A 22,735-nucleotide genomic window follows, 5' to 3' on the forward strand; every position below is an offset into this window, starting at 1 on the left:
TTCACAATCCTCGAACTTTTATCATTGAGGATTGGGGAATTCTAAACCACCAAGAATAAGGAATTCTCAATAGCCGTTACAATTGCAAAGAGCAAAATATTGGGGACTTCTTAAAATGAGCATACAAGCAATAATAAGTGCAATTGTGATCAATGTGAAAGATTAGGTGCAGTGAGTGGCTGGGGTTATCGATAAACTTCTAAAAATCAGTATGAAGAATGAAAAGTTGAAAGAAAAGGATTGAAAGGAATGAGTCATTTTAGTGAAAAATCCTCTAAAAATGATAGTATATTAATGAAGTTCAAAATTTAGCGCTGAAAATTTTACGATGTCTAACCATTAGCTACTTTTTAAACTCTATCCTATCTGATCAATCTTTTAAACTCTATCCTATCTGATCAATCCTTTATCCTATAATGCGAAAATACCCCTTCCTCAAAACTCTGAGCATTGCGAAGAGTTTAGGGAGGGGTAGTTGACTCGCTTATTCATCCAGAAGAACAACAGGTTTGATCAGATCTCTTGGTTTTTCTTTCATGAGCATGAGAGCCTCTTCTATTTTGTCGAATCCTTCAAATACATGGGTGGCCATTTTTTCTGGTTTTATTCTTCCGTAGGTACATAGGTCTGCCATTCTTTCCATTCTCAGACGACCCCCGGTTGTCAGGCCACCACGTATATCTTTTTGAGACATACCCGACCCCCATTCAATACGTGGAATGGGAAGTATGTTTCCGGTTCCGTAGTAGTTGACGTTTGACACCGTTCCTCCAGGTTTTACAATTTTTACTGCATCTGAAATTGTGTTTTCATTTCCTCCTGCTATGATTACAGAGTCCACGCCTTTTCCATTCGTTTTTTCAAGAATCTGTTCAACAAGTCCACCGCTTCTGTAGTCAATAATTTCAGATGCTCCGTATTCCAGAGCAAGATCAACAGAGACTTTCCGACTTCCTACTGCAATGAGCCTACCTGCACCAAGAATAGATGCACCTGCCACTGCCATCAGACCAACAGGACCAATTCCTATGACTGCAACTGTAGAGCCCGTTTTAATATTTGCCATTTCTGCACCCTGTATTCCAGTAGTTGCCATATCTGATAGCATGACAGCTTGTTCGAGGGGCATTCCTTTTGGAAGTAGAGCTAAATTCATGTCTGCATCATTTACATGGAAAAATTCTGCAAAGATTCCACTTTTGAAGTTTGAAAACTTCCATCCAGAAAGCATTCCATTTGAGTGCATAGGTACTCCATCCTGTGCCTCCATGGATCGCCAGTCAGGTGTAATTGCAGGAACAATTACTTTATCACCTGGTTTGAAGTCTTTAACCTCTGATCCGATTTCTTCTATAACACCTACAGCTTCATGTCCTAAAATCAAGTTTTTGCGGTCTCCAAGCGCACCTTCCCAGACAGTGTGAACATCTGATGTACACGGTGCGACCGCAATAGGCCTCACGATTGCATCATATGGTCCTGCTGAAGGTCTTTCAGCATCAATCCAGCCTACTTTTCCAATTTCAAGCATTGCAAATCCTTTCATATTATTACACCAACCTTTTCAAAAAAATTATTTTTCAATGCTTTTTATAATAACCCGCATATTAATCTGCTGTAGTGGTATTTATAATTACTAAGGATGGAAACTCGAATTTGATTTTCATTCAGCTCAATTCAATTAAAATATATTTTTCTCACCATCCACCCGCCCGAATCTAAAGAGAAATTAAAAACCCGCGATTTTTGCAGATTAAAAAAGAGCATTTTGTAGGGCCGATCAATTTCGCCTTACCTGTGATCAGCCGGAATCAGAGTCTCAGGCATCTATGCACACTTTACAAGCCTGGGCTGTAAAGTTTTCTCTCATTTGAAAGAGAGTGTATCTACTTTTCTATAGGTGCATTTATATAACTTGACTAGCTAGTGTATGCATTGAAAATAAAGAGACGTATAATCTGTTATTAAAAACCAATTTTTGTTTTTTAATGTAAGGGTCTATACAATCTTGTTTTTAAACTAACAACTATCTGCTAAAGCGGAGGTGAAACGAAAATGGCTTTTAATGACAGAAATTTCAGGGGAAATTCCGGAGGTTTCCGCGGTAACAGCGGACCAAGGGAAATGACAAAAGTGACCTGTTCTGACTGCGGTGTTGAGACCGAAGTACCGTTCAAACCGACTGAAGGCAGGCCAGTATACTGCAGAGAATGTCTTCCTAACCACAGGAAATTCTAAAGATAATCTGCATCAGGTGTTAGTAATTTATAATTAAATTTAACATTAACGCCTGATTCATCTTCTCTTTCCGTTTTTTGGTTCATTCTCTTTGTTTCTTTACTTATTTCCACTAGCGAAACAGGAGAGAAATAAGAACAAAACAGCACCGGGAATATTAACTGGTGCGAATTATTCAATTTTCAACTTATAAGTTTTTGACTCAACTTATCAATTTTCAACTTATAAAGAACCAATCAAAGGTCATCAAGGAGGAATTAACCTGGCTAATTACCGAAGTACTATTAGAAAAAGGAGATCCGGATCCACAAAACCAGCAAACTCAGGAGATACCCCTGAAGTATCTAGAGTAAGAATCCCTCGCAAGGACAGGAATGAAGTCCTGGCAACAGTATCAAGTTTACTTGGCTCGAAAAGGGTAACGCTTCAGTGTATGGATGGAGTTGTGCGCATGGGCCGGATTCCGGGCTCTAAAAAGAAGAGAATGTGGATTCATGAAGGCGATATTGTCATAGCCAATCCCTGGGAAGTACAGGACTCTAAAGCTGAAATAACTTGGAAATACACAAGGCCCCAGGTAGAATGGCTTGAACGGAAAGGCTACATTAAGTACTGATTTAAAATTATAAAGATACCTAGTACAAGATAAATTACTGAAATAAAGGTGTCTGAAAAGATGCCTGAAATCCATATTTTACTTTTCTGCAGGATCGCACCTGCCATCTCCACTGCAAATCATGTTTATAAATTATTATATCAAAAGAAGTTTGCTTTTTTATTTATGCAGAAATATTTATATATTTTAGGCGCAATGTACGTGTGTTGAAAATAAAGAAATGTATAACACCCTGTTGTTAAAAACCAATTTTTGATTTTAAACAAAGAGTTATATACAATCTTATTTCTAAACAATTAATTAACAACTAAAACAAAGGTGAAACAAAATGGCTTTTAACGACAGAAATATGTTCAGAGGAAATTCTAATTTTGGCGCTCCCAGAGAAATGTACAAGACAACCTGTTCTGATTGCGGTGTTGAAACCGAAGTACCTTTCAAACCTGATCCAGAAAGACCGGTTTACTGTAGAGAGTGTCTTCCTAACCACAGGAAGCCCAGAGAAAACCGCAGATACTAAGCCCGAATTTCGCGTCGGGAGCACGAGGTCCGTTTCGCTTCGCTCAAGCGGACTTATGCTTATACTTTTTTATATTTTATTATTAAAATCTGCTTTTTTCTTAATCCAGAGCTTTTGCAGATTTAAAAGGAGCCCTTAGCAGGGCCTTTTTTACTCAAAGTGACCTTTTCCTTTGGGAGGGATTTTTCTGATTACAGTGAAAACCTGTTAACCGAATTCTGTTTTCAGGAGCTACCAGAAAATAGGCTATTATCTCCTTCGTAAACTATTTTTAAAAAGAGTTCTCTCATTTGAGATATTCTGTGCCAATTTGTATAGGCACATTTATATAATTTGGCTGTATAGTGCATGCATTGAAAATAAAGAGACGTATAATCTGTTATTAAAAACCAATTTTTGTTTTTAATCTAGGGTCTATACAATCTTGTTTTTAAACTATTGATTATCCGCTAGAGCGGAGGTGAAACGAAAATGGCTTTTAATGACAGAAATTTCAGGGGAAATTCCGGAGGTTTCCGCGGTAACAGCGGACCAAGGGAAATGACAAAAGTGACCTGTTCTGACTGCGGTGTTGAGACCGAAGTACCGTTCAAACCGACTGAAGGCAGACCAGTATACTGCAGGGAATGTCTTCCCAACCACAGGAAATTCTAAAGATAATCTGCATCAGGTGTTAGTTCTGTAATTATTTTACATTAACACACCTGATTCATCTTTTCTTTTTGTTTTTTGGTTTATTCTCTTTGTTTCTTTACTTCTTTCCACCTCGTGCAGCAGGAAAAGTAGGAACAAAACGACATCGAGAATGAGAACCTGTACGAATTATTCAATATGAAACTTTTATAAAAATTGATTAAAGAATATTAAGGAGGAATTAACCTGGCTAATTACAGAAGCACTATTAGAAAAAGAAGATTAGGATCCTCAAAACCGGTAAACTCAGGAAATACCCCTGAAGTATCCAGGGTACGAATCCCCCGCAAGGACAGAAATGAAGTCCTGGCAACGGTTGCGTGTTTACTTGGCTCGAAAAGGGTAACACTTCAGTGTATGGATGGAGTTGTCCGAATGGGCAGGATTCCTGGCTCTAAAAAGAAGAGAATGTGGATTCACGAAGGCGATGTTGTTATAGCCAATCCCTGGGAAGTACAGGACTGCAAAGCTGAAGTAACCTGGAAATACACAAGACCCCAGGTCGAATGGCTTGAGCGGAAAGGCTACATTACGTACTGATCTTACTGATCTAAAAGTATCAGAATAAAGATGCCTTATATGAGTATCTGAAATAAAGGTATCTGAAAAAGATGCCTGAATCCAGATTTCACTTTTCCGCAGGAACGCGTCTGTTTTTGATGTGGACAAGCTTCTATAGATGCTGACTTAGTTATATATTTAATGATAACTTATTTATATTTCGTACTTTACTAGTTATAATTACTAACGAAGGGCGCTGAATTTTTTACTATTTTTAGTTATATTTAAATATATTTTTCCTGTCGGCGGTCTGCTGGACTCTTCCCCAAATACGTTTGTAAAATCAAAGTGAAATATAAAGCCCGCGATATTTGCCGATATATAAGGAGCTCTTCGCAGGGCCGCTCTTTTAGATCAAACAGATTCTTTTCTGTTATAGGATTGTTTCAAAAGTGAAAACCTGTTAACCAAATTCTGTTTTCAGGAGCTATCAGAAAATAGGCTGTTGCCTCTTCTGCAAACTATATCTGGAAATAGTTCTCATTTGAGAGATTGTGCTTTTATTTCATAGATAGATTTATATATTTTAAATGCTATGTATGTGTGTTGATAAATAAAGAGACGTATAATAATCTGTTATTAAAAACCAATTTTTGTTTTTAATCAAAGAGTTCTATACAATCTTATTTTCAAACAATTAACAAAAACTAAAACAAAGGTGAAACAAAAATGGCTTTTAATGACAGAAACTTCAGAGGAAATTCTAATTTCGGCGCTCCAAGAGAAATGCACAAAGCAACCTGTTCAGACTGCAATGTTGAGACAGAGGTGCCTTTCAAACCTGACCCAGAAAGACCGGTTTATTGCAGGGATTGTCTTCCTAACCACAGGACGCCCAGAGAAAACCGCAGATATTAAGCCCGAATTTCGCGTCGGGAGCACGAGGTCCGTTTCGCTCAAGAGGACTTATGCATATACTTTTTTATATTTTATTATTAAAATCTGCTTTTTTCTTAATCCATAGCTTTTGCAGATTTAAAAGGAGCCCTTCACAGGGCCTTTTCGATAAAAGTGATCTTTTCCTTTGGATGGCAGTTTTCGGATTGAAAGTGAACTTCTCTTCACTTTCAATTCAGTTTTAATATATTTTCCTGCGTGCCGTCTGCTGAAATCTTTCTCGAATCTTTTTGAAAAATCAGAGAACTGAGAATCTTTTAGGCTCTCTTCAGCCTGAGAAGTAAATACTTTGCAGAGCTTGTTAGTTTTTTATCGGTGTCCTTCTGCGACTGTTTTAGAGTCATCAATAGATTTCTTCCTGGAGTGATCATTCTCGAATTATAGTAGTAGGTTTTTCAGGCGATGTATATTTTTATAAGCTTCAGAGAGTGGTTGTCATCTCATCTAATAGGAACGTACCTATATTTATATAGGTAAATTTATATATATAAAATGCAATATTATATATTGAAAATAAAGAGACGTATAATCATCTGTTGTTAAAAACCAATTTGTGTTTTTAACCAAAGAGTCTTATACAATCTTATTTTTTCAGCAATAACTAACAACCAAAATCAGGGTGAAACAAAATGGCTTTTAATGACAGAGGAAGGTCCTTCAGGGGAAGAGACAGCAACCGTGGAGGCTTTGGCGCTCCCAGGGAAATGCACAAGACAAAATGTTCAGATTGCGGTGTTGAAACCGAAGTACCTTTCAAACCTGATCCGGACAGACCTGTTTACTGCAGAGAATGTCTTCCTAAGCACAGAAAACCCAGAGAAGACAGATACTAAGTGTTATTTGTTTAACTGAGTTACATCGACACTTATTTTTTTCACTTTTTAAAAATCAATCTGATTAAGGGTACATCTTTTTATTAACCCGTTACCTTTTACATTTAAAAGGAGCCCTCCGCAGGGCCTTTTTGCTCAAAGTGATCTTTTCTTTTTTGGGAGAGCTTTCCAATATAAGTGGATTTTTCTTCATGTTAAATTCAGTTTTAATATATTTTTTCGGGATTGGGAAACTGAAATATTCTCAGAGTACGTTCATTAAGGTTCGTCAAAAAAGAGAAATTAAAGACTGTAATTCTTACAGATCTAACCGATCCGCATAACCTATATAAGATTTAAACAGCATAAAACTAGATATATCAGTTCGGAAAAAGGTGTAATTATGCTCATCCAGTACATCCACGCAGCTCTTGAAAGAGCAAAATACGAAATAATCGATGACGAAGAACCTTATTATGGAGAAGTTCCCGAACTTGAGGGTGTATGGGCTACAGGCAAGACACTTGAAGAATGTCGAAGAAACCTAGAAGAAGTCATTGATGAATGGATCGTTATCAGATTGAGAAACGGACTGCCTCTGCCCCGGGTCGGGGACTATGTAATCAAAGAACCGGGAGATATTGCGGTTGTCTAAACTGGTCCCTGTTGATTGGCGGACCTTTGTTAAAAGATTGCAGGAACTGGGATTTGAAGGACCTTATTCTGGCGGAAAGCATCCTTTTATGAGAAAAGGAGATCTTGTTTTAACAATTCCCAACCCTCATAAAGGTGCAATTGGGATTGATCTTCTGACAAGAATTCTTAAACAAGCTCGTATTTCAAGAGAAGAGTGGCTTGGAGAAGAGGACTTGTGAAGAATTTAAGTCCATTGATATTGAATTCAGTTATTAATATATTCTTCCTGCCATCGGTTTGCTTAAATCTTCCTCGAATACAGTTATCGAGACAAGGTTCCGAAAAAGAAAATTGAAAGGCTCGTGATTTTTTGCAGATTTTAAAGGAGCCCTTCGCAGGGCCTTTTTGATAAAAGTGATCTTTTCCTTTTGGGGAGAACTTTCCAATTTAAGTAATCTTCTTTTCACGTTCAACTCAGTTTAAATATATTTTTCTGGCAGGCTGTCTGCTTAAACCTTCATCGAGTACGTTTGTAAAATCAAAGTGAAATTGAAAAACCCGTGATTTTTGTAGATTTATAAGAGGCATTTTGCAGGGCTTCTTTAGATTAAGCGATCCTTTACCTCTAGGGGAGATTTTTCTGATTTAAGGATTTTTCAAGTTAATTATAAACTAAAGAAAGTAGCCAGAAAATGGATCGCTTAATAGGAGGTGAAAATTTCTCCTTATCCTTTCCAGGTAACTCAAAATTGATTCGAAAAAGGTAAGTTGGAGTCATTTATCTATACGTCTTTTTATATGATTCTGAAATATCTATTATTATGGTTGACACACCCGAAAACTTACCCGGCTGGGTAATCTGGCTTATTATTATATTTGCTATTCTCACAATTTTGGTAAAATGGGTATTACCTGTTATAAAACCCTAATTCTGAGATAGATACGTGGCAATTTAAAGTTTCAGATAAATAAACATGAACTCATTAGAAACTAAAATTGAGTGTCTTAAACATTCAATTTGATTTAATAGATATGGTTTTACTTTAGATAAGATCATACTCAAAAAGTCAAATAATGTCTACACTTTTTTCCTTTATACTTCTGGATCTTTAATTACCAGTTGGCAAGTTTATTGAAAATAATTAAAGAAAGTATTAACTGAAAACCTGTGAATTTTCTAGATTTAAAGGAGTTTAGAAGGAGCCCTCTGTAGGGCCTTTTTGATAAAAGTAATCTTTTCCTTTGGGGGAGAACTTTCCAATTTAAGCAATCTTCTCTTCACGTTAAACTCAGTTATAATATATTTTTCCGGCCAACGGACACTGGAGTCTTCCCCGAAAACGTTTGTCAAGGAAAGAGGATTGAAAACCCGCGAGTTTTCTAAATTTAAAGAAGTTTAGAAGGATCCCTTCGCAGGGCCTTTTTGATCAAAGTGATCTTTTCCTTTGGAGAGGGATTTTTCTGATTGAAAGTGAACTTTTCTTCAGGTTAATTCAGTTTTAATATATTTATCCTGCCGAGGATCTGTTTGAATATTCCCCTAATACCTCTATTAAGAAAATAAGTAACAACTCAGATAACTTGGAAGGGTTCACACTTATTCAGCAACAAGTAAAATTATTTTATATTTTCCAATATGTCCAACAGTAATAACCTTGCGTCTTTATTAATATTTACAATATAAATATCGTAGTTTTTAGATATACTTAGTATAGATTTCATTAATTCTTGACAAATTGGACTTTTCAGTTCATTATAATAGTTCGTATAAAATTGACAGAGATCTATTAAACCTAGTCTATAATTATTTGCCAGCTTATTACTGGGCGAGAGTACAGGGCATTCCGTGATCTGTTCATTCTTTACATACGCAGGAATATTCCGCATACAAATGAAGAATTTTGCAGATGGATTATCAACCAGTTTTTCATTTAATCGACTGAAATCAGTTTCTTTAATTGCCATTTTTATCCACTCCTAATTTGATTTATTTCATCCATAAGTTTGTAGTTGTAATTGACATCATCAATTAGATATAGAAACTTTCTCGTGGAAAAAGTTTGGAGCCTTAGAAGGCTGCCTGAATAGTTACGAAAATAATTAAAGAGCTAATCCCAAAACTTAAAACTACTTCACTGAAGCTCGGACTCAAGAGAATCTATCGAGCTTATAAGCACAAAAATGTTTTGAAACATTATTGATGTGGGAAGAAACTTGGTTTTGGGATAGGCTCTGAGATATCATAGTATTTTGCGGTTGTAGTATTTATAATTACTAAAGAAGGAGGGTGAAATCGTCTTCACGTTCAATTCAGTTTTAATATATTTTTGCTGCCGGCGGTCTGCTGAAATCTCCCCCGAATACGTTTGTAGATATTGAAAAACTGAAAACCTGTGAATTTTCTGGATTTAAAGGAGTTTATAAGGAGCCCTCCGCAGGGCCTTTTTGCTCAAAGTGATCTTTCCCTTTGGGGGAGGTTTTTCTGATTGGAAGTGAACCCTTCTTCACGTTCAACTCAGTTTTAATATATTTCTCCAGCCAGCACTCTGCTGGAATCTTCCCCGAATACGGTTGTTAGGAAAAGTGAAATTAAACATCCTTTTTCCCATGCTCTGACAGATATTGCTCAATTGCACGTTTTGAACTATGCCATGTTTTTCCTATTTTTACTGCATCTAGGAGCCCCTGTCTAGCTCGCAGGCTAAGATATTCCTGAGAATAAGGAGTTTCTATAGCAAGTTCTCTTAGAGGTAGAAGTTCATCATTTCCTCCTGAAATGGAGAGATATAGGGTCAGGTTTTCATCTACAGCTCTTGCAATGAAATTGGCAAATGGCCCTAAGTTTCCAGCATCTGCAGCTCTGAGGGATTTGTAATATTTTCCTCTATTCTCTTTTTTGAGTACGACAGGAGGATAATTTCTTGTCATCAAATACAGGTTTGTGAGAAGCCTGGCCACTCGGCCGTTTCCATCACTGAAGGGATGAATTTCAACAAACCTATGATGCAGGAAGGAAGCCGTTTCAATTGGATATTCCTTACTTCCAGCTATCTTTTCAATAAGTTCATCCATCAGTTTAACTATCTTCGACCAATCAGGCGGGGTCTTTACTGCACCTGCTATTCTCACATTTCTTATGCGGTATTTTCCGGCGTCCTCAAGTATGCCTCGGGTTACAATTTCGTGGATCTCCTGAATTGTTACATGGTCTATTGATCGTTTTTTCTTTGCTAGCTCTTCCATTCTATCAAAGGCTTTTGCGTTGTTGCTCGCCTCAAGATGTTCTCTGAGCGATTTTCCACCAATAGTAAGCCCTTCTTCCAGAACAAGTTTTGTCTCCTGAAGCGTTAGTGTGTTTCCTTCTATCGCATTGGAGTGATAGGTATGAACCAGCCTCATTTCTTCATGTAGCCTTGCTAAAGCATCTGCAGGAATGGGCCGCATGATGTTTAGCTGTTCCATTTTCTCATTTATTCGTGCAAGAAGTTCTTCTTGAATCAGGGATGTATCGGTATGTGCCATAATTTGATGTATCCGATACATTTCTTCTGATATATATCGGTATCGGCAAATTTTTTAGGTATCCGATATTGCAGTTTCTTTTTCACTCAATTCATTTGAAATATATTTTTCCTGCCGGCGGATTGCTCAATCTTCCCCAAACATGTTTGTAAAATCAAAGTGAAATTGAAAAACCAGAGATTTTTGTAGATTTATAAGGAGCCCTTCGCAGGGCCTTTTTTCTCAAAGTGATCTTTTCCTTTGAGGGAGGACTTCCCAATTTAAGTGAACTTCTCTTAACTTTTAATTCACTTAAAATATATTTCTCCGGCCGGCTGTCTGCTGGGATCTTCCCCGAGTACGTTTGTTAAGATAATGTTAAGAAAAGTGAACCAAAAACCGTGACTTTTGCAACTTTATAAGGGGCACTTTGCAGGGCTTGTTTAATTAAGCGATTCTTTTTCTTTGGGGAAAGTTTTGATTCAAACGATTTTTTCAGGTGAATCACGGATCAAAAAAGCTGTCAAAAATAGTTTGCTGAATACTAAACTAGAAATCTTTTCGTAGTCAATAAAGATGCCCGTTATTAAGTAGATGTTTGTCTATCTTAGAATAATGGACTAAACTACAGTGCAAGAGTCTGTAAATATTTAACCTTCAACAACTTTAAGTGAACCACCACTCAACTGTGGATAGGTAACCATCCAAAGATTATTCGCTAAGGAAACTATAGCGCAATCTTTAGCATCATCAATATACCACTTACATTGCTTATCACATTCTGACTCTAACAGTGGACACATATTTCCCGTCATATGTTAAACCTCTTATAAGAATTACATACACTGTTATAAAAATTTATGGTGTTTGAGGTAGAATGACATCAGAAAACTAAACCTTTTTTTCTTTGGAGCTATTTGATGCAATTAATAAGAACAGCAATTCATGCCTTTCAATTCAATTAAAGTATATTTTTCCTGCCGGCTGTCTGCTGGAATCCTTCCCGAAAATGTTTGCTTAACACAAACAAAAATAGTACATAGTGAAAGTATATTCCTTTATTAGTGAAATTAGAAATAGAATGAAACAGTTATAAAATATTAAGTTAATTTGTAAGAGATCTATATGAATTCCTTTACAGATTTACATAATCTTCTTAATACTCAACCATATAAATTTGGGATCTGTATTTCAACGCTCATATTTCTGTCTTCATTTGCATCCAATTTATTTAATACTGACATAAGTAAACTTAGATTTACTTCTTTTCTAATTATGATATACGGAGTAGGCATCTGGATTTACGATAACCAGGTTAAGGCATCTTTGAAAGATGACGTTTACAATGAATTTTATGGCACACAAGAAGCTGATTTGCAGTATGAAAAGTCTAGGCTAAATTTGAATATTTTTTATTTTTTTCTTTCCATATTTACTATATTTATCATATTCACATAAATCTCAAACCGTACACAAAATGTTTCTTTTTTGTTGAAGGGCTGTTTAAGATCTAATGTTTAAATAGGAAGAGCTTTCCCCTCAGTCTGCTCTTCAATAAATTTATGTGCTTCAAGAAAAGCTTCGTTAATTTCATTTACTAACATCGATGTTGCCTGTAAAATGATTAAATTTTCTACAGTTGGTCTAGAAGTTATAAGAATTGTATTAATTAGATTTAATGATACAGCCGTACCTGACCCTGGATCCGCTAATCCTGAATCACTTGGTCCTGCAAGTAAGATTTTTTCTTCGTCTGCTTTAGATAGTCCTATGTTGAAAAAAGTTCCATTTGGTTCTGCATGAACAGCGTTACTAGCCATCTTATAGTAAGGACGCATGTGTTCACTACCAACAGCTTTTTCAATATCAGTAAACTTTGGCCTAGGTTTGTTGAGCTCTTTTGAAGCCCATCCATAGAGATGCTCAAAAGATTCTCCGTATTTTTTAATAAGGAAATTTTTTAAATTGATGGCATTTTCTTCTTCCTCTTCTTGCAGTGGTTCATAATGCAGCTTCGCTGCATATTTTTTATATTGTGTCATTGCATAATAAGTTTCTATACCTCTGTAATCGAGATACCTCTCTACAACTTCATTACCATGTTCTTTTATGAACAACGCAGTAATTGCAATTTCATGAAGGCTGCGCCATCTGGCATGTGCACCGGATGAATATCCATGCTTCATTAGTATAGCAATTTCATGACTTACGAGACAAGCTTTAGCATGAAGTCGGGTTAATGCCAAAAATACATGGTCGCTTTCTTTTTCCGCAGGCGTTCTCATTTCCTTGTTAAATTTCGATCCCATTTGTCGCGAATATATCAAAAGTAAATCAAGTAAATCCAGAGGCTTTTTCCAAAAATTATTTACTCTTTTCTTAAAATTCTCGATTTCTTCATTATTTCCTTGCAAGGTGTCTGAGGCATTATTTATAATCTCTTCATGAGACTGGTTTATTGCTTCCTTAACCTCTGAGGGAATATTAAATCGGTCTAAATAATCCTGGTTTTCCTTGTTATTTGTATAACTACCATCAGTTTTCATGTTGTGAGTACTTCCTTCAGCAATTACCAAAACTCAGATTTTATGGCATCGATTCAATCAAAGCCCTTGTATAAGCCGCAGCAACAACAGCCGCATACTGCTGCCATTCGTCATTTTTGTGTGAATCACAATAATCGCAGATACCTCTTACAACCAGATATCCAACTTCATGATTCCATGTCGCATCAGCGATACCTGAAGCCTCCATTTCAATAGCTTTGACACCGAATTTGTCTCTTAATTTGTCTCTTGCTTTTGGATCTTTCTGAAGTATATTTGCAGAAGCGATTGGTCCGATAAAGACGCGAGGCTGTCCTTTTATCCTTTTGGGATCGTTGGGATGTTTTATTATCTCTTCTTGGCTGTCAGAACAATACAGAATATCTTTATCTTCAGATGGGCGAATGGTTTTGATTATAGAAAGAGCTTGATCGATATATTTTTCCCATGGGCGATCTCCAAGAATTTCTTCAGCTTCAAGACATTTTACTGCCTCCAACAAACTTGCACTCGGAGGTCTTGGAAGGTTTCTATGTGTGATATCATGAATTTCCTGCTTTATTAAGTCATACTGGATAACCCCATTTTCGTTTGATACAACTATATCTCCCAGACGAACATGATCATCAACTTTATCTGGATTTGGAACTCCTCCGGCTATGCCAACCATGATGATTGATTTTACGTTCGGGAAGTGCTCTAGAAGAAGAGATGCTCTTGTTGCAGCAATATTATTTCCCATGCCTGCATTTGCCAAAACTAAGCTGTGTTTATTTCCTTTTTCAGTAGGTATTTCTCCTAAGCAATACCTTCGGCTTGCTCCAGGGCCCGGGACTTTATACTTGTCCTTTTTATTTTCCAGTAAAATACTAACTGCCGCATACTCTTTCGGTAAGGCAGTAATGATTCCAATTGTGGGCTTCATTCTTTCGGGATCAATCATAATTTTAGGTAATTCTTCAAAAAGATTCCGAATATTTCGTAGTAGTAAATTAAGGTCTTTTTTGTCTTCGATTTCTTTTATTTTTTCAAAAATATGTTCGTTCTCTGGGAATCTTGGAACGCTTGACTTCATATAGATAAGCAAATCCTCTGCATCAAGTGCTATTTCTTCTTCAGTACCAGCTTTCCATCCTTGCACTTTTCTATTAGCAACGCATGCAATTTCTTGTGTTGGAGTACCTTGAGAGGCCTGACATGCAGTTTTTGCTTTTTCCCGAATTTCTTCGAGAAGGAAGTTTAATTTTCTATTAAGAATAGGAAGCCCTCTTCTCAGTACTTCTGTCGCATAAGGAGAGATTTGTTTAGTTTCAGACATTAAATCTGTAGCCCGCTCACAGTATTCCATGTAATGGCTGAGATCTTCTTTATTGTCCTCTAGGCTTCTATTCTCAAGGCTTTGGACTTCCTCTAATGCTTTTGCTAGATTATCTACAGCTTCAAAAAGTAATTCTTTGTTTTTTGACCTTTTAACTGCGCTTCTAGCCTCTGTAAGATATTTAGCAACTTCATCTTTCGCCTGCTGATTTTCGTCGGAAATTATTGTATAGAATGAACGATAGAATGGCAGGCAAAACTGTGATGGATTAAAAAGAGTAGATTCCTGTGACGTTTTTTCGAAAAATTTTATAGCCTGCTCAAACTCTCTCCTGTAATCAATTTCATTCTCTGCTTGGGAAGCTTTAAATATAGAAATTTTCCCTAGACAGTAGTAAGCGTTTCTCCTCACACCAATATCTTCATCACTCGTGAGTTCTATCAACTCTTCCCAAAATTGTCGTTGATCTGGAAGTTGAGAATAAACAGAACTAAGAATAGATGCGACAGTTGCTTTTACATTTCTATCCTTATTCCTAATACAGTTACGTAAATCTTGACTAAGCCTTTGTTTATCTGGAATCAAACGAAAAGCAGAAACTAAAGCATAAGCTACCTGGTTTCTCACATCTATATCTTTATGTGCTGAGAGAGTGAGAAGATCTTCCCAAGCTGCTTCCTTATTGTCCACCATCAAAATAGCAGATTTTAAGACATTTGCTACAACTCTTCTTACTTGATAATCTCCAGAAGTAACTTTAATTAGGTCGTTCCACGCTTTTTGTTTATCTGGAACATACGAAAAATTATTTACTAGTCCATTAGCGGCAATTGTTTTAACTTGACTGTCTATATCAAAAGAGAACTTAACTAGAGACTCCCAAACTTTTTGTTTATCTGGAGCTAATGTATAATTAGAGACAACTGCATTTAAAGCAGCTTTTTTAACTTGGATATTTTTATCGTGGATTAATTTGATTAGATCTTCCCAAGCTTTATGTTTATCACAAACATTTGGAAAAATATAATAAATATTGCTCGCAGAAATTGTTTTTACTTCAATCTCCTCATACTTTATGAGTCGAATAAGATATTCCCAAGCTTTATTTTTATCTTCACGACTGACAATATTTAAACAAAGAATTTTGGCCGCAGTACGCAAACTATTCTTATTTGTAGTTCTTGTAAATCGTAATAAATCTGCCCAAGCTTTTTCTTTATCTGGTGAATTTGAAAAAATAGCAATCATAGAGATTTTTACTGTTTCTTCTGCTTTACTTTCCTTAAAATCAACTAATTTAGTTATATCTAACCATGCTTTCTCCTTATCAGGGACAAGTGGAAAAGCCAAACTAAATATTAATGGCATGCACGATGTTACTCTATAATCTTCGTTGATCAACAGTTTTGCCGTTAGTGCCACTAATTCTTCCCACGCCGTTTGTCAAGAACTTGAGGAAAAAGTCGAATAACATTACGTCTTGCACCAGGAGCATGTTCACAATACGCAATTTCAAATGTTTCCAATGAACGTTTCCAATTTTCGTCATTCATGAATTATAAAAATCTCCACCACTTGTCACTAACTCTAAAAACTTATAATTTAAAAAAGTTTCTATATAAAAACTCTATATAAATAAATTAGATTTTAAAAGCCAATTTTTTACGAAAGGCCCGTGCTTCGCACGGTGACAATAACGGTTTAAGACAGCTACTACTGCACTCTGAAAAAGCTAAATCCATCAATTACTCTGGAACTATGGAAAAAAGAAATAATTGAAACTCCAAAAATAGACAGAAATAAGTCAAAAAGAGAATAATTGTCCTGCCTACTGAAAAAACAGGCAGGAAAAGAAATAAAATTCAAATTCACTGCTTATCCATTACCTTCCTGTACATCCTCGCCTGGAACCCGTGATACTTCGCAAACCCTTCTGCATCCTTCTGGTCAATGGTCTGGCTGTCAAACGAAACCAGATCTTCAGAATAGAGCGCATTCGGCGAGCTGCGGGCAAGGATAGTAAGTGCGCCTTTGTAGAGCCTGACTTTCACCGTACCTGTAACCCTTTCCTGGGACTTGTCGATAAAGGCGTTCAGGTCGGCATAAAGTGGCTCGTCCACAAGACCGTAATAGGCAAGTTCGGACCACTGGTCGTCGACGATTTTCTTGAACTTGAGTTCGCTTCGGGTCAGCACGAGTTTCTCAAGGTCGGCGTGGGCTGCAAGGAGAACGGTTGCAGCCGGGTGCTCGTAGTTCTCTCGGGCTTTTAAGCCGAGCACGCGGTCTTCGATCATGTCGGTTCTGCCAACGCCGTTTTCGCCTGCAATTTCATTCATTTTCTTCACAAGGGCGTAGCCGCCGAGCTTTTCGCCATTAAGTGAAACCGGGACTCCTGCTTCAAAGCCGATGTCAACAATCCTGGGCTGGTCAGGGGCTTTTTCAGGTGAAGTTGTCCACTCGTAAATCTCTTCCGGCGGGACAAAAGAGGGGTCTTCAAGCCTGCCGCCTTCGATGCTGCGGCTCCATATGTTTTCGTCAACGCTCCAGGGCTTGGATTTTGTGACTTCCACCGGGATTCCGTGCTCTTTTGCGTAGTCGATTTCCCACTCGCGGGTCAGGTTCATTTCCCGCATCGGGGCGATAACGTCGAGGTCGGTTTGGCGGAAAACTGCTTCGAAACGGAGCTGGTCATTGCCTTTTCCTGTGCAACCGTGCGCAAGGGCGATTGCCCCTTCTTTTTTGGCAGCTTCAACCACTTTTTTCGCGATCAGGGGACGGGCAATTGAAGTTCCCATTACATAGCCCTCGTAGCTTCCGTTGGCTTTGATAAGGGGGAAGACGTAATCTTTTACGAACTCTTCCTTTGCATCGATCGTGTAATGCTTGTTGCTGATCTTCTCGGCTTTTGCGTCTGCCCGCTTGATTTCCTCTTCAGGCTGACCGACATCGACTGAAATCGTAACTACTTCGTCGTATCCGTACTTTTCCTTAAGGATGGGAATGCACACCGAGGTGTCAAGCCCTCCTGAATATGCAAGTGCAACTTTCTTTGCCATGCTTTTACTACCCCTTGTTAGCGGATATGTGATAAGAATCAAAATGGTTGACATGCCATCTAGTGACACGCTAATGGATTGATACATTGTAGATTGATTCGTTAATAGATTGATTCGTTAATAGATTGATTTGTAATAGATGGTATGTTAATAGATTTACGTGTTAGCGAATCAGTAAGTTCAGTAGGGTAAATAAGATTAATAAGTTTAATAATTTTGGTAGCAGGATGTTTAATTCCTGTATATTTAACAGCCAGCAGCTGGTAGATTCAAAAACTAATTATGTTGCCGGAGGATGAAAAACCACCCTGCCGGCTGTGATTCACATGTAAACTTTCTGTTGACCGATGTTTTTTATTAAGCAGTACTTTTCAACAGGTACCCATAAAGAGTTACCTGCTGACAGCTCTTTTTCTTTACTTCATTACTTTTCCATCTCTTTGTGGTACTCGTTGATGGATTTAATTGTAAGTTCCTCTCCCTTCTTCATAGTTTCTATGGCATCGGCTGCGGCTATTGCGGCCTGCATTGTGGTTATGTACGGAACTTTGAAGTCAACAGCTGCCCGCCTGATCCTTGAACCGTCCCTGCGAGACTGCTTGCTTGTCGGGGTATTGATGATAAGGTCAACCTCGTCCCTGCGCATCATATCTATGACATTTGGGCTTCCGTCATGAACCTTTTTCACTACATCCATAAAGACCCCGTGCTGTGCAAGATAGTTTACAGTGCCCTGTGTGCCCATAAGTTCAAGGCCTGCTGCCTGCAGTTTCCTTGCAACGTCGACAAGTTCGGTTTTGTCTGCATTCCTTATGGAAAGGAAAACTTTTCCGGTCAGAGGTAAGACATTGTCGGCTGCAAGCTCTGCCTTATAATATGCCCTTCCGAAGTCGTAATCAACACCCATGACCTCGCCAGTGCTTTTCATCTCAGGGCCGAGGACTGGATCTGCACCTGGTAATTTATCAAAAGGCAGAAGAACTTCCTTAATTGAGACATGCCTTGGCTTTGGTTCGTCCGTGTAGCCGAGGCTCTTTAAGCTGTGTCCTGCAATTACCTTAGCTGCAATCTTTGCAAGCGGGATTCCAACAGCTTTTGAAACAAAAGGAATTGTCCTGCTTGAACGCGGATTTGCTTCAAGCACATAGACCTTTCCGCCTTTCTCTGCCATCTGTATGTTGATTAACCCTTTGACCCTGAGGGCAAGAGCTATCTTGCGGGTATAATCCCTTACCTGGTCAAGAACCTCAGGCGAAAGAGATTGGGGTGGAATTACACAGGCCGAGTCTCCAGAGTGAACGCCTGCCTCCTCGATGTGTTCCATTATTGCGCCGATAAGTACGTCTTTCTGGTCGCAGACTGCATCCACATCAATTTCAGAGGCTGCCTCAAGGAAATCGTCAATCAGTATTGGGTGTTCGTGAGAAACCCTAACTGCCTCTTTCATATAACGTTCAAGATCGATTTCGTCATATACGATTTCCATTGCCCGCCCGCCAAGCACGTAGGAAGGACGCACAAGAACAGGGAAGCCAATCCGCTTTGCAATCTCGATTGCCTCCTTGTGGGAAGTTGCATATCCACCTTCAGGCTGTGGAACGCCAAGCTCCTGCATAAGGAGATAAAACTTTTCCCTGTCTTCGGCAAGGTCCATGTCATCAGGATCTGTGCCCAGAATCACCGTATTAAGATCGGTCCTGCGCTTCAATTCCTGCTTGAGAGGAATTGCAAGGTTCACTGAAGTCTGCCCTCCAAACTGCACCAGGACTCCATCAGGCTTCTCACGCTCGATTACGTTCATCACATACTCAAGGGTCAGAGGTTCAAAAAAGAGCTTGTCTGAGGTATCAAAGTCTGTAGATACAGTTTCAGGATTATTATTAATGATGTGAGTCTCAATTCCTTCTTCCCGAAGCGCAGTGACTGCGTGCACAGTACAGTAGTCGAACTCGATTCCCTGTCCAATCCTGATCGGGCCTGCTCCAAGAATAAGAATCTTCTTCTTATCTGTGGCGTTTGTCTCGCAGTCGTCTTCGTAAGTAGAATAGTAATAAGGAGTAGCTGCTTCGAACTCGGCTGCGCAGGTATCCACCATCTTGAAAGTAGCTACAAGACCGGCAGCATGCCTGAGATCACTAATCTCCTGGCTGGTTTTGCCAGTCAGTTCGGCAAGACGGGTGTCTGGGAATCCCATCTTCTTTGCTTCGCGCAGAAGTTCAGGAGTGAATTCTTCTGCTCGAATGCGCTTTTCCATATCAACGATTCTTTTTATCTTTGAGATGAAGAAGGGATTGATACTCGAAAGCTCGGCAATTTCCTTTACCGACATGCCCCTTTCAAGTGCATCAAAGATCACAAAAAGGCGTTCGCTTGTTGGAGTCTTGAGGAGAGTTTTAATTTCAGGTTCGTCCCAGTGCTTTTTACCTAGCTGATTATCGATATCCAGAGATTTGAAAGCTTTTAACAGGGACTCTTCAATTGTCCTGCCAATTGCCATTACTTCTCCTGTACTTTTCATGGCTGTGGTAAGCGTCTTGTCTGCGGTTGTGAACTTATCAAAAGGCCACCTGGGAATCTTTGTAATTACGTAGTCCAGAGCAGGTTCAAAAGAAGCGGGAGTGCTCTTTGTAACATTGTTAATGATCTCGTCAAGCGCCATCCCAATTGCAATCTTTGCAGTTACACGGGCAATTGGATAACCTGTAGCCTTTGATGCAAGGGCTGATGACCTTGAAACCCTTGGATTTACCTCGACCACACGGTAATCACCTTCTTTTAAGGCATACTGGATATTACATCCACCTTCTATCTTCAGGGCACGGATAATCTTGATTGAGGCGCTTCTAAGCATCTGGTGCTCTGCATCGCTCAGGGTCTGGGAAGGGGCAACAACTGCTGATTCTCCAGTATGTACGCCCATGGGGTCAATGTTTTCCATGTTACAGATTACAATGCAGGTGTCGTTTTCATCTCTCATGACCTCATACTCGACTTCTGCCCAGCCAAGCACGCTTTCTTCGATGAGTACCTGGGAAATGCGACTGCGCCTGAGTCCGCGTTCCGTGATTTCAAGTAGCTCTTCCTTTGTGCGTGCAATTCCGCCACCAGCTCCGCCAAGGGTGTATGCGGGGCGGACAATAAGAGGAAGACCAAGTTCCTCAACGACTGCTTCCACTTCTTTTAAGGAATTAACTGCCCTGCTTAAGGGGACCTTTTCTCCTATCCTGAGCATGGTTTCCTTAAAGAGTTCCCTGTCTTCCGTATTTTTAATGGCTTCCACGGGGGTCCCGAGAATCTGAACCCCGTATTTCTCAAAAACGCCCATTTCTGCAAGTTCACTGGTAATATTAAGGCCGGTCTGTCCTCCAATACCTGCAATAATTCCATCAGGGCGTTCTTTTTCAATAATCTTTTCTACTATTTTAGCATCAAGGGGTTCGATATAAACCGAATCAGCCATTTCAGGGTCGGTCATGATGGTTGCAGGGTTTGAGTTTACAAGCACAACCTTTACCCCTTCTTCTTTTAAGGATCTGCAGGCCTGGCTACCTGAAAAGTCGAATTCGGCAGCTTGTCCGATAGTAATTGGCCCTGAGCCTATAAGCAAAACCTTTTTTATGTCCTCACGTTTAGGCATTAAATCTCACCTCCGAGGACCTTTACAACCTTGCCAAAGAACGTTTCCTCGGTATCCAGCGGCCCTGCCTGAGCTTCAGGATGGAACTGCACACTGAAAATATCCAGGTCTTTGTGGGAAACCCCTTCTACGGTTTTGTCGTTTACGTTCAGGTACTTTACATAGAGACCCGTGCCGTCAAGGGAGTCCGCATCAACTGCATACCCATGGTTCTGGGAAGTTATGAAAATTTTATTTTCAATCAGGTCCTTTACTGGCTGGTTTCCTCCCCTGTGCCCGAATTTCAATTTGTAGGTTCTTGCTCCCATAGCAAGGGAAATAATCTGGTGCCCAAAACAGATTCCGCAAACCGGAATCGTGCCTGCAAAAGCCTTTACGGCATTGATCGCATCCGTTGCTTTTTCCGGGTCTCCTGGTCCGTTTGAGATAAAAAGAAGATCAGGTTCGTAACTTGCAATTTCCGAGGGTTTTGCAGTTGCAGGAACCAGAGTAAGGTCAATTCCCCGCCTGTGAAGGTTATTTATGATATTTCGTTTTATTCCGAGATCGACTATAACCGCATGTTTGCGTTTGCTGCCGCCTTTCCAGGCGCCTTCTGCTCCGGGAATGAAATATGGCTCTTTACAGGTTACAAGGGAGATAAGTTCCTCATCTGTGAGCTGGGTAGAGTTTCTTGCTACATCAACAGCCTCTTCTCCATCATCGCTGCCTGTAATAAGGGCTGCCCGCATGGTTCCGCGCTCCCTTGCCCTGATGGTGAGCATTCGGGTGTCCACGCCTTCAATTCCTGGCTTTCCTTCATCCTCTAAAAATTTAGGGACCGAACGGGATGATTTATAATGGTAGGGCTTTTTGCAGGCCTCCCTTACAACAAGCCCTTCCGCATGCATATTATCGGACTGGACGCGCTCCCCGCTGACACCGTAGTTTCCGATAAGGGGGTAAGTAAACATTAAAATCTGACCCTTGTAAGAAGGATCTGTTAGAGCCTCCTCATATCCCGTGAATTGAGTGGTAAAAACAAGTTCGCCGCAAGCTGTGCCTTCGGCACCAAAACCGGTGCCCCGAATAACTGTTCCGTCTTCTAAGCCTAGTACTGCTTTCATCATCTGAACCTGCGAGTAAATGTCATAAGACATGTATAAGTGTTACGATGAATTTTCCAATTTCCTTAACTACTGGTATTTCTTGAGTTTTTTAATATATAAATCTTTCAATTAAACTATATGCCTGATAAATGGGCCTCTTCAGCCTGTTTAATAATGCTTATTCTCAACGCAGGAGCTCTCTAATTTTGAGACTGTCTGAAAACGGACCTTTTTCATATAAAATAAAAACGTTCAGCATCTTTGCCGCGACTGACAATAAGACTTCTGTCACGGGTATTTCATGCGGCAGGATAGACTTTAGCAGGCTCATTTTATAGAAAAAACTGAAAAATACGGCAGGCCGCATATAATTTATTATTCCGCCTCTGAACCTGGGGCAGAAGTATCAAAAAAGAGTTATACCTGAAAAGGGCAAAGCTTTGCCAAATTTTATAATCACGGACAAAATAGAAGGAAAAAAACCGAAGAATTGTACTCCTATTTCTTTTATTATGTATTTTTTACTACGGGCAGTCTATAATACATTTCAAAATTATCCCTATTGAGCTAAAGCATTGGGCTGCAACCGTTGACCCGCAACCGTTGCGCCGGTTGA

17 protein-coding genes are annotated in these 22,735 nt (G+C 39.1%); 9 read left to right on the forward strand and 8 right to left on the reverse strand.

The genetic code is table 11. The features are described from left to right. Nucleotides 1–484: 484 nt before the first annotated feature. The gene (locus BP621_RS07505) at nucleotides 485–1,546 is read right to left on the reverse strand and encodes an NAD(P)-dependent alcohol dehydrogenase (RefSeq protein ID WP_292388880.1); all 1,062 of its coding nucleotides are present in this window, start codon (nucleotides 1,544–1,546) and stop codon (nucleotides 485–487) included. A 509-nt stretch (nucleotides 1,547–2,055) separates the two neighbouring features. On the opposite strand from BP621_RS07505, the gene BP621_RS07510 reads away from it, so the two are divergent. From BP621_RS07510 to BP621_RS07550, 9 genes are all read left to right on the forward strand, one after another. Next, the gene (locus BP621_RS07510) at nucleotides 2,056–2,238 is read left to right on the forward strand and encodes a CxxC-x17-CxxC domain-containing protein (protein WP_048134822.1); all 183 of its coding nucleotides are present in this window, start codon (nucleotides 2,056–2,058) and stop codon (nucleotides 2,236–2,238) included. Nucleotides 2,239–2,521: 283 nt separating this feature from the next. Then, the gene (eif1A, locus tag BP621_RS07515; RefSeq protein WP_292388966.1) at nucleotides 2,522–2,854 is read left to right on the forward strand and encodes a translation initiation factor eIF-1A; all 333 of its coding nucleotides are present in this window, start codon (nucleotides 2,522–2,524) and stop codon (nucleotides 2,852–2,854) included. A 328-nt stretch (nucleotides 2,855–3,182) separates the two neighbouring features. After that, nucleotides 3,183–3,374 (forward strand): CxxC-x17-CxxC domain-containing protein, encoded by a 192-nt coding sequence (locus BP621_RS07520; protein WP_292388885.1) that lies wholly within the window; start codon nucleotides 3,183–3,185, stop codon nucleotides 3,372–3,374. Nucleotides 3,375–3,845: 471 nt separating this feature from the next. After that, nucleotides 3,846–4,028 (forward strand): CxxC-x17-CxxC domain-containing protein, encoded by a 183-nt coding sequence (locus BP621_RS07525; RefSeq protein WP_048134822.1) that lies wholly within the window; start codon nucleotides 3,846–3,848, stop codon nucleotides 4,026–4,028. 246 nt (nucleotides 4,029–4,274) lie between these two features. Next, on the forward strand, nucleotides 4,275–4,607 hold the full coding sequence (gene eif1A / locus BP621_RS07530) for a translation initiation factor eIF-1A (protein ID WP_292388967.1): 333 nt from the start codon (nucleotides 4,275–4,277) through the stop codon (nucleotides 4,605–4,607). A gap of 690 nt (nucleotides 4,608–5,297) precedes the next feature. Continuing rightward, nucleotides 5,298–5,486 carry a CxxC-x17-CxxC domain-containing protein gene (locus BP621_RS07535; protein ID WP_015410801.1) on the forward strand — a complete coding sequence of 63 codons (189 nt, stop codon included), beginning with the start codon at nucleotides 5,298–5,300 and terminating at the stop codon, nucleotides 5,484–5,486. A gap of 668 nt (nucleotides 5,487–6,154) precedes the next feature. Continuing rightward, nucleotides 6,155–6,358, forward strand: coding sequence for a CxxC-x17-CxxC domain-containing protein (locus BP621_RS07540; RefSeq protein ID WP_292388892.1), 204 nt, complete (start codon nucleotides 6,155–6,157; stop codon nucleotides 6,356–6,358). Nucleotides 6,359–6,740: 382 nt separating this feature from the next. Beyond that, a complete protein-coding gene (locus BP621_RS07545) occupies nucleotides 6,741–6,992 on the forward strand; it encodes a type II toxin-antitoxin system HicB family antitoxin (RefSeq protein ID WP_292388893.1) in 252 nt (83 codons plus the stop codon). Next, on the forward strand, nucleotides 6,985–7,212 hold the full coding sequence (locus BP621_RS07550) for a type II toxin-antitoxin system HicA family toxin (protein ID WP_048153768.1): 228 nt from the start codon (nucleotides 6,985–6,987) through the stop codon (nucleotides 7,210–7,212). Before BP621_RS07545 ends, BP621_RS07550 begins: the two co-directional genes overlap by 8 nt. A gap of 1,378 nt (nucleotides 7,213–8,590) precedes the next feature. Here BP621_RS07550 and BP621_RS07555 read toward each other — a convergent pair. The 7 genes from BP621_RS07555 to carA form a co-directional block, all read right to left on the reverse strand. After that, complete coding sequence (locus BP621_RS07555) at nucleotides 8,591–8,938, reverse strand: hypothetical protein (protein WP_292388894.1); 348 nt, start codon at nucleotides 8,936–8,938, stop codon at nucleotides 8,591–8,593. Between the two features lie 624 nt (nucleotides 8,939–9,562). Beyond that, nucleotides 9,563–10,495 carry a Fic family protein gene (locus BP621_RS07560; RefSeq protein WP_292388895.1) on the reverse strand — a complete coding sequence of 311 codons (933 nt, stop codon included), beginning with the start codon at nucleotides 10,493–10,495 and terminating at the stop codon, nucleotides 9,563–9,565. 1,496 nt (nucleotides 10,496–11,991) lie between these two features. Next, nucleotides 11,992–13,050, reverse strand: a complete 1,059-nt coding sequence (locus BP621_RS07565) for a DUF5677 domain-containing protein (RefSeq protein WP_292388896.1) — start codon at nucleotides 13,048–13,050, stop codon at nucleotides 11,992–11,994. A 10-nt stretch (nucleotides 13,051–13,060) separates the two neighbouring features. After that, the gene (locus BP621_RS07570) at nucleotides 13,061–15,760 is read right to left on the reverse strand and encodes a phosphorylase (RefSeq protein WP_292388897.1); all 2,700 of its coding nucleotides are present in this window, start codon (nucleotides 15,758–15,760) and stop codon (nucleotides 13,061–13,063) included. Nucleotides 15,761–16,206: 446 nt separating this feature from the next. Then, nucleotides 16,207–17,394 (reverse strand): argininosuccinate synthase, encoded by a 1,188-nt coding sequence (locus BP621_RS07575; protein ID WP_292388898.1) that lies wholly within the window; start codon nucleotides 17,392–17,394, stop codon nucleotides 16,207–16,209. 424 nt (nucleotides 17,395–17,818) lie between these two features. Continuing rightward, complete coding sequence (carB, locus tag BP621_RS07580; RefSeq protein WP_292388899.1) at nucleotides 17,819–21,031, reverse strand: carbamoyl-phosphate synthase large subunit; 3,213 nt, start codon at nucleotides 21,029–21,031, stop codon at nucleotides 17,819–17,821. Next, on the reverse strand, nucleotides 21,031–22,137 hold the full coding sequence (gene carA / locus BP621_RS07585) for a glutamine-hydrolyzing carbamoyl-phosphate synthase small subunit (protein WP_292388969.1): 1,107 nt from the start codon (nucleotides 22,135–22,137) through the stop codon (nucleotides 21,031–21,033). The genes carB and carA overlap by 1 nt, the downstream gene beginning before the upstream one ends. Between the last annotated feature and the right edge of the window lie 598 nt (nucleotides 22,138–22,735).

Origin of the sequence: Methanosarcina sp. UBA5 (assembly GCF_002505485.1) — an archaeon.
GTDB lineage: Archaea > Halobacteriota > Methanosarcinia > Methanosarcinales > Methanosarcinaceae > Methanosarcina.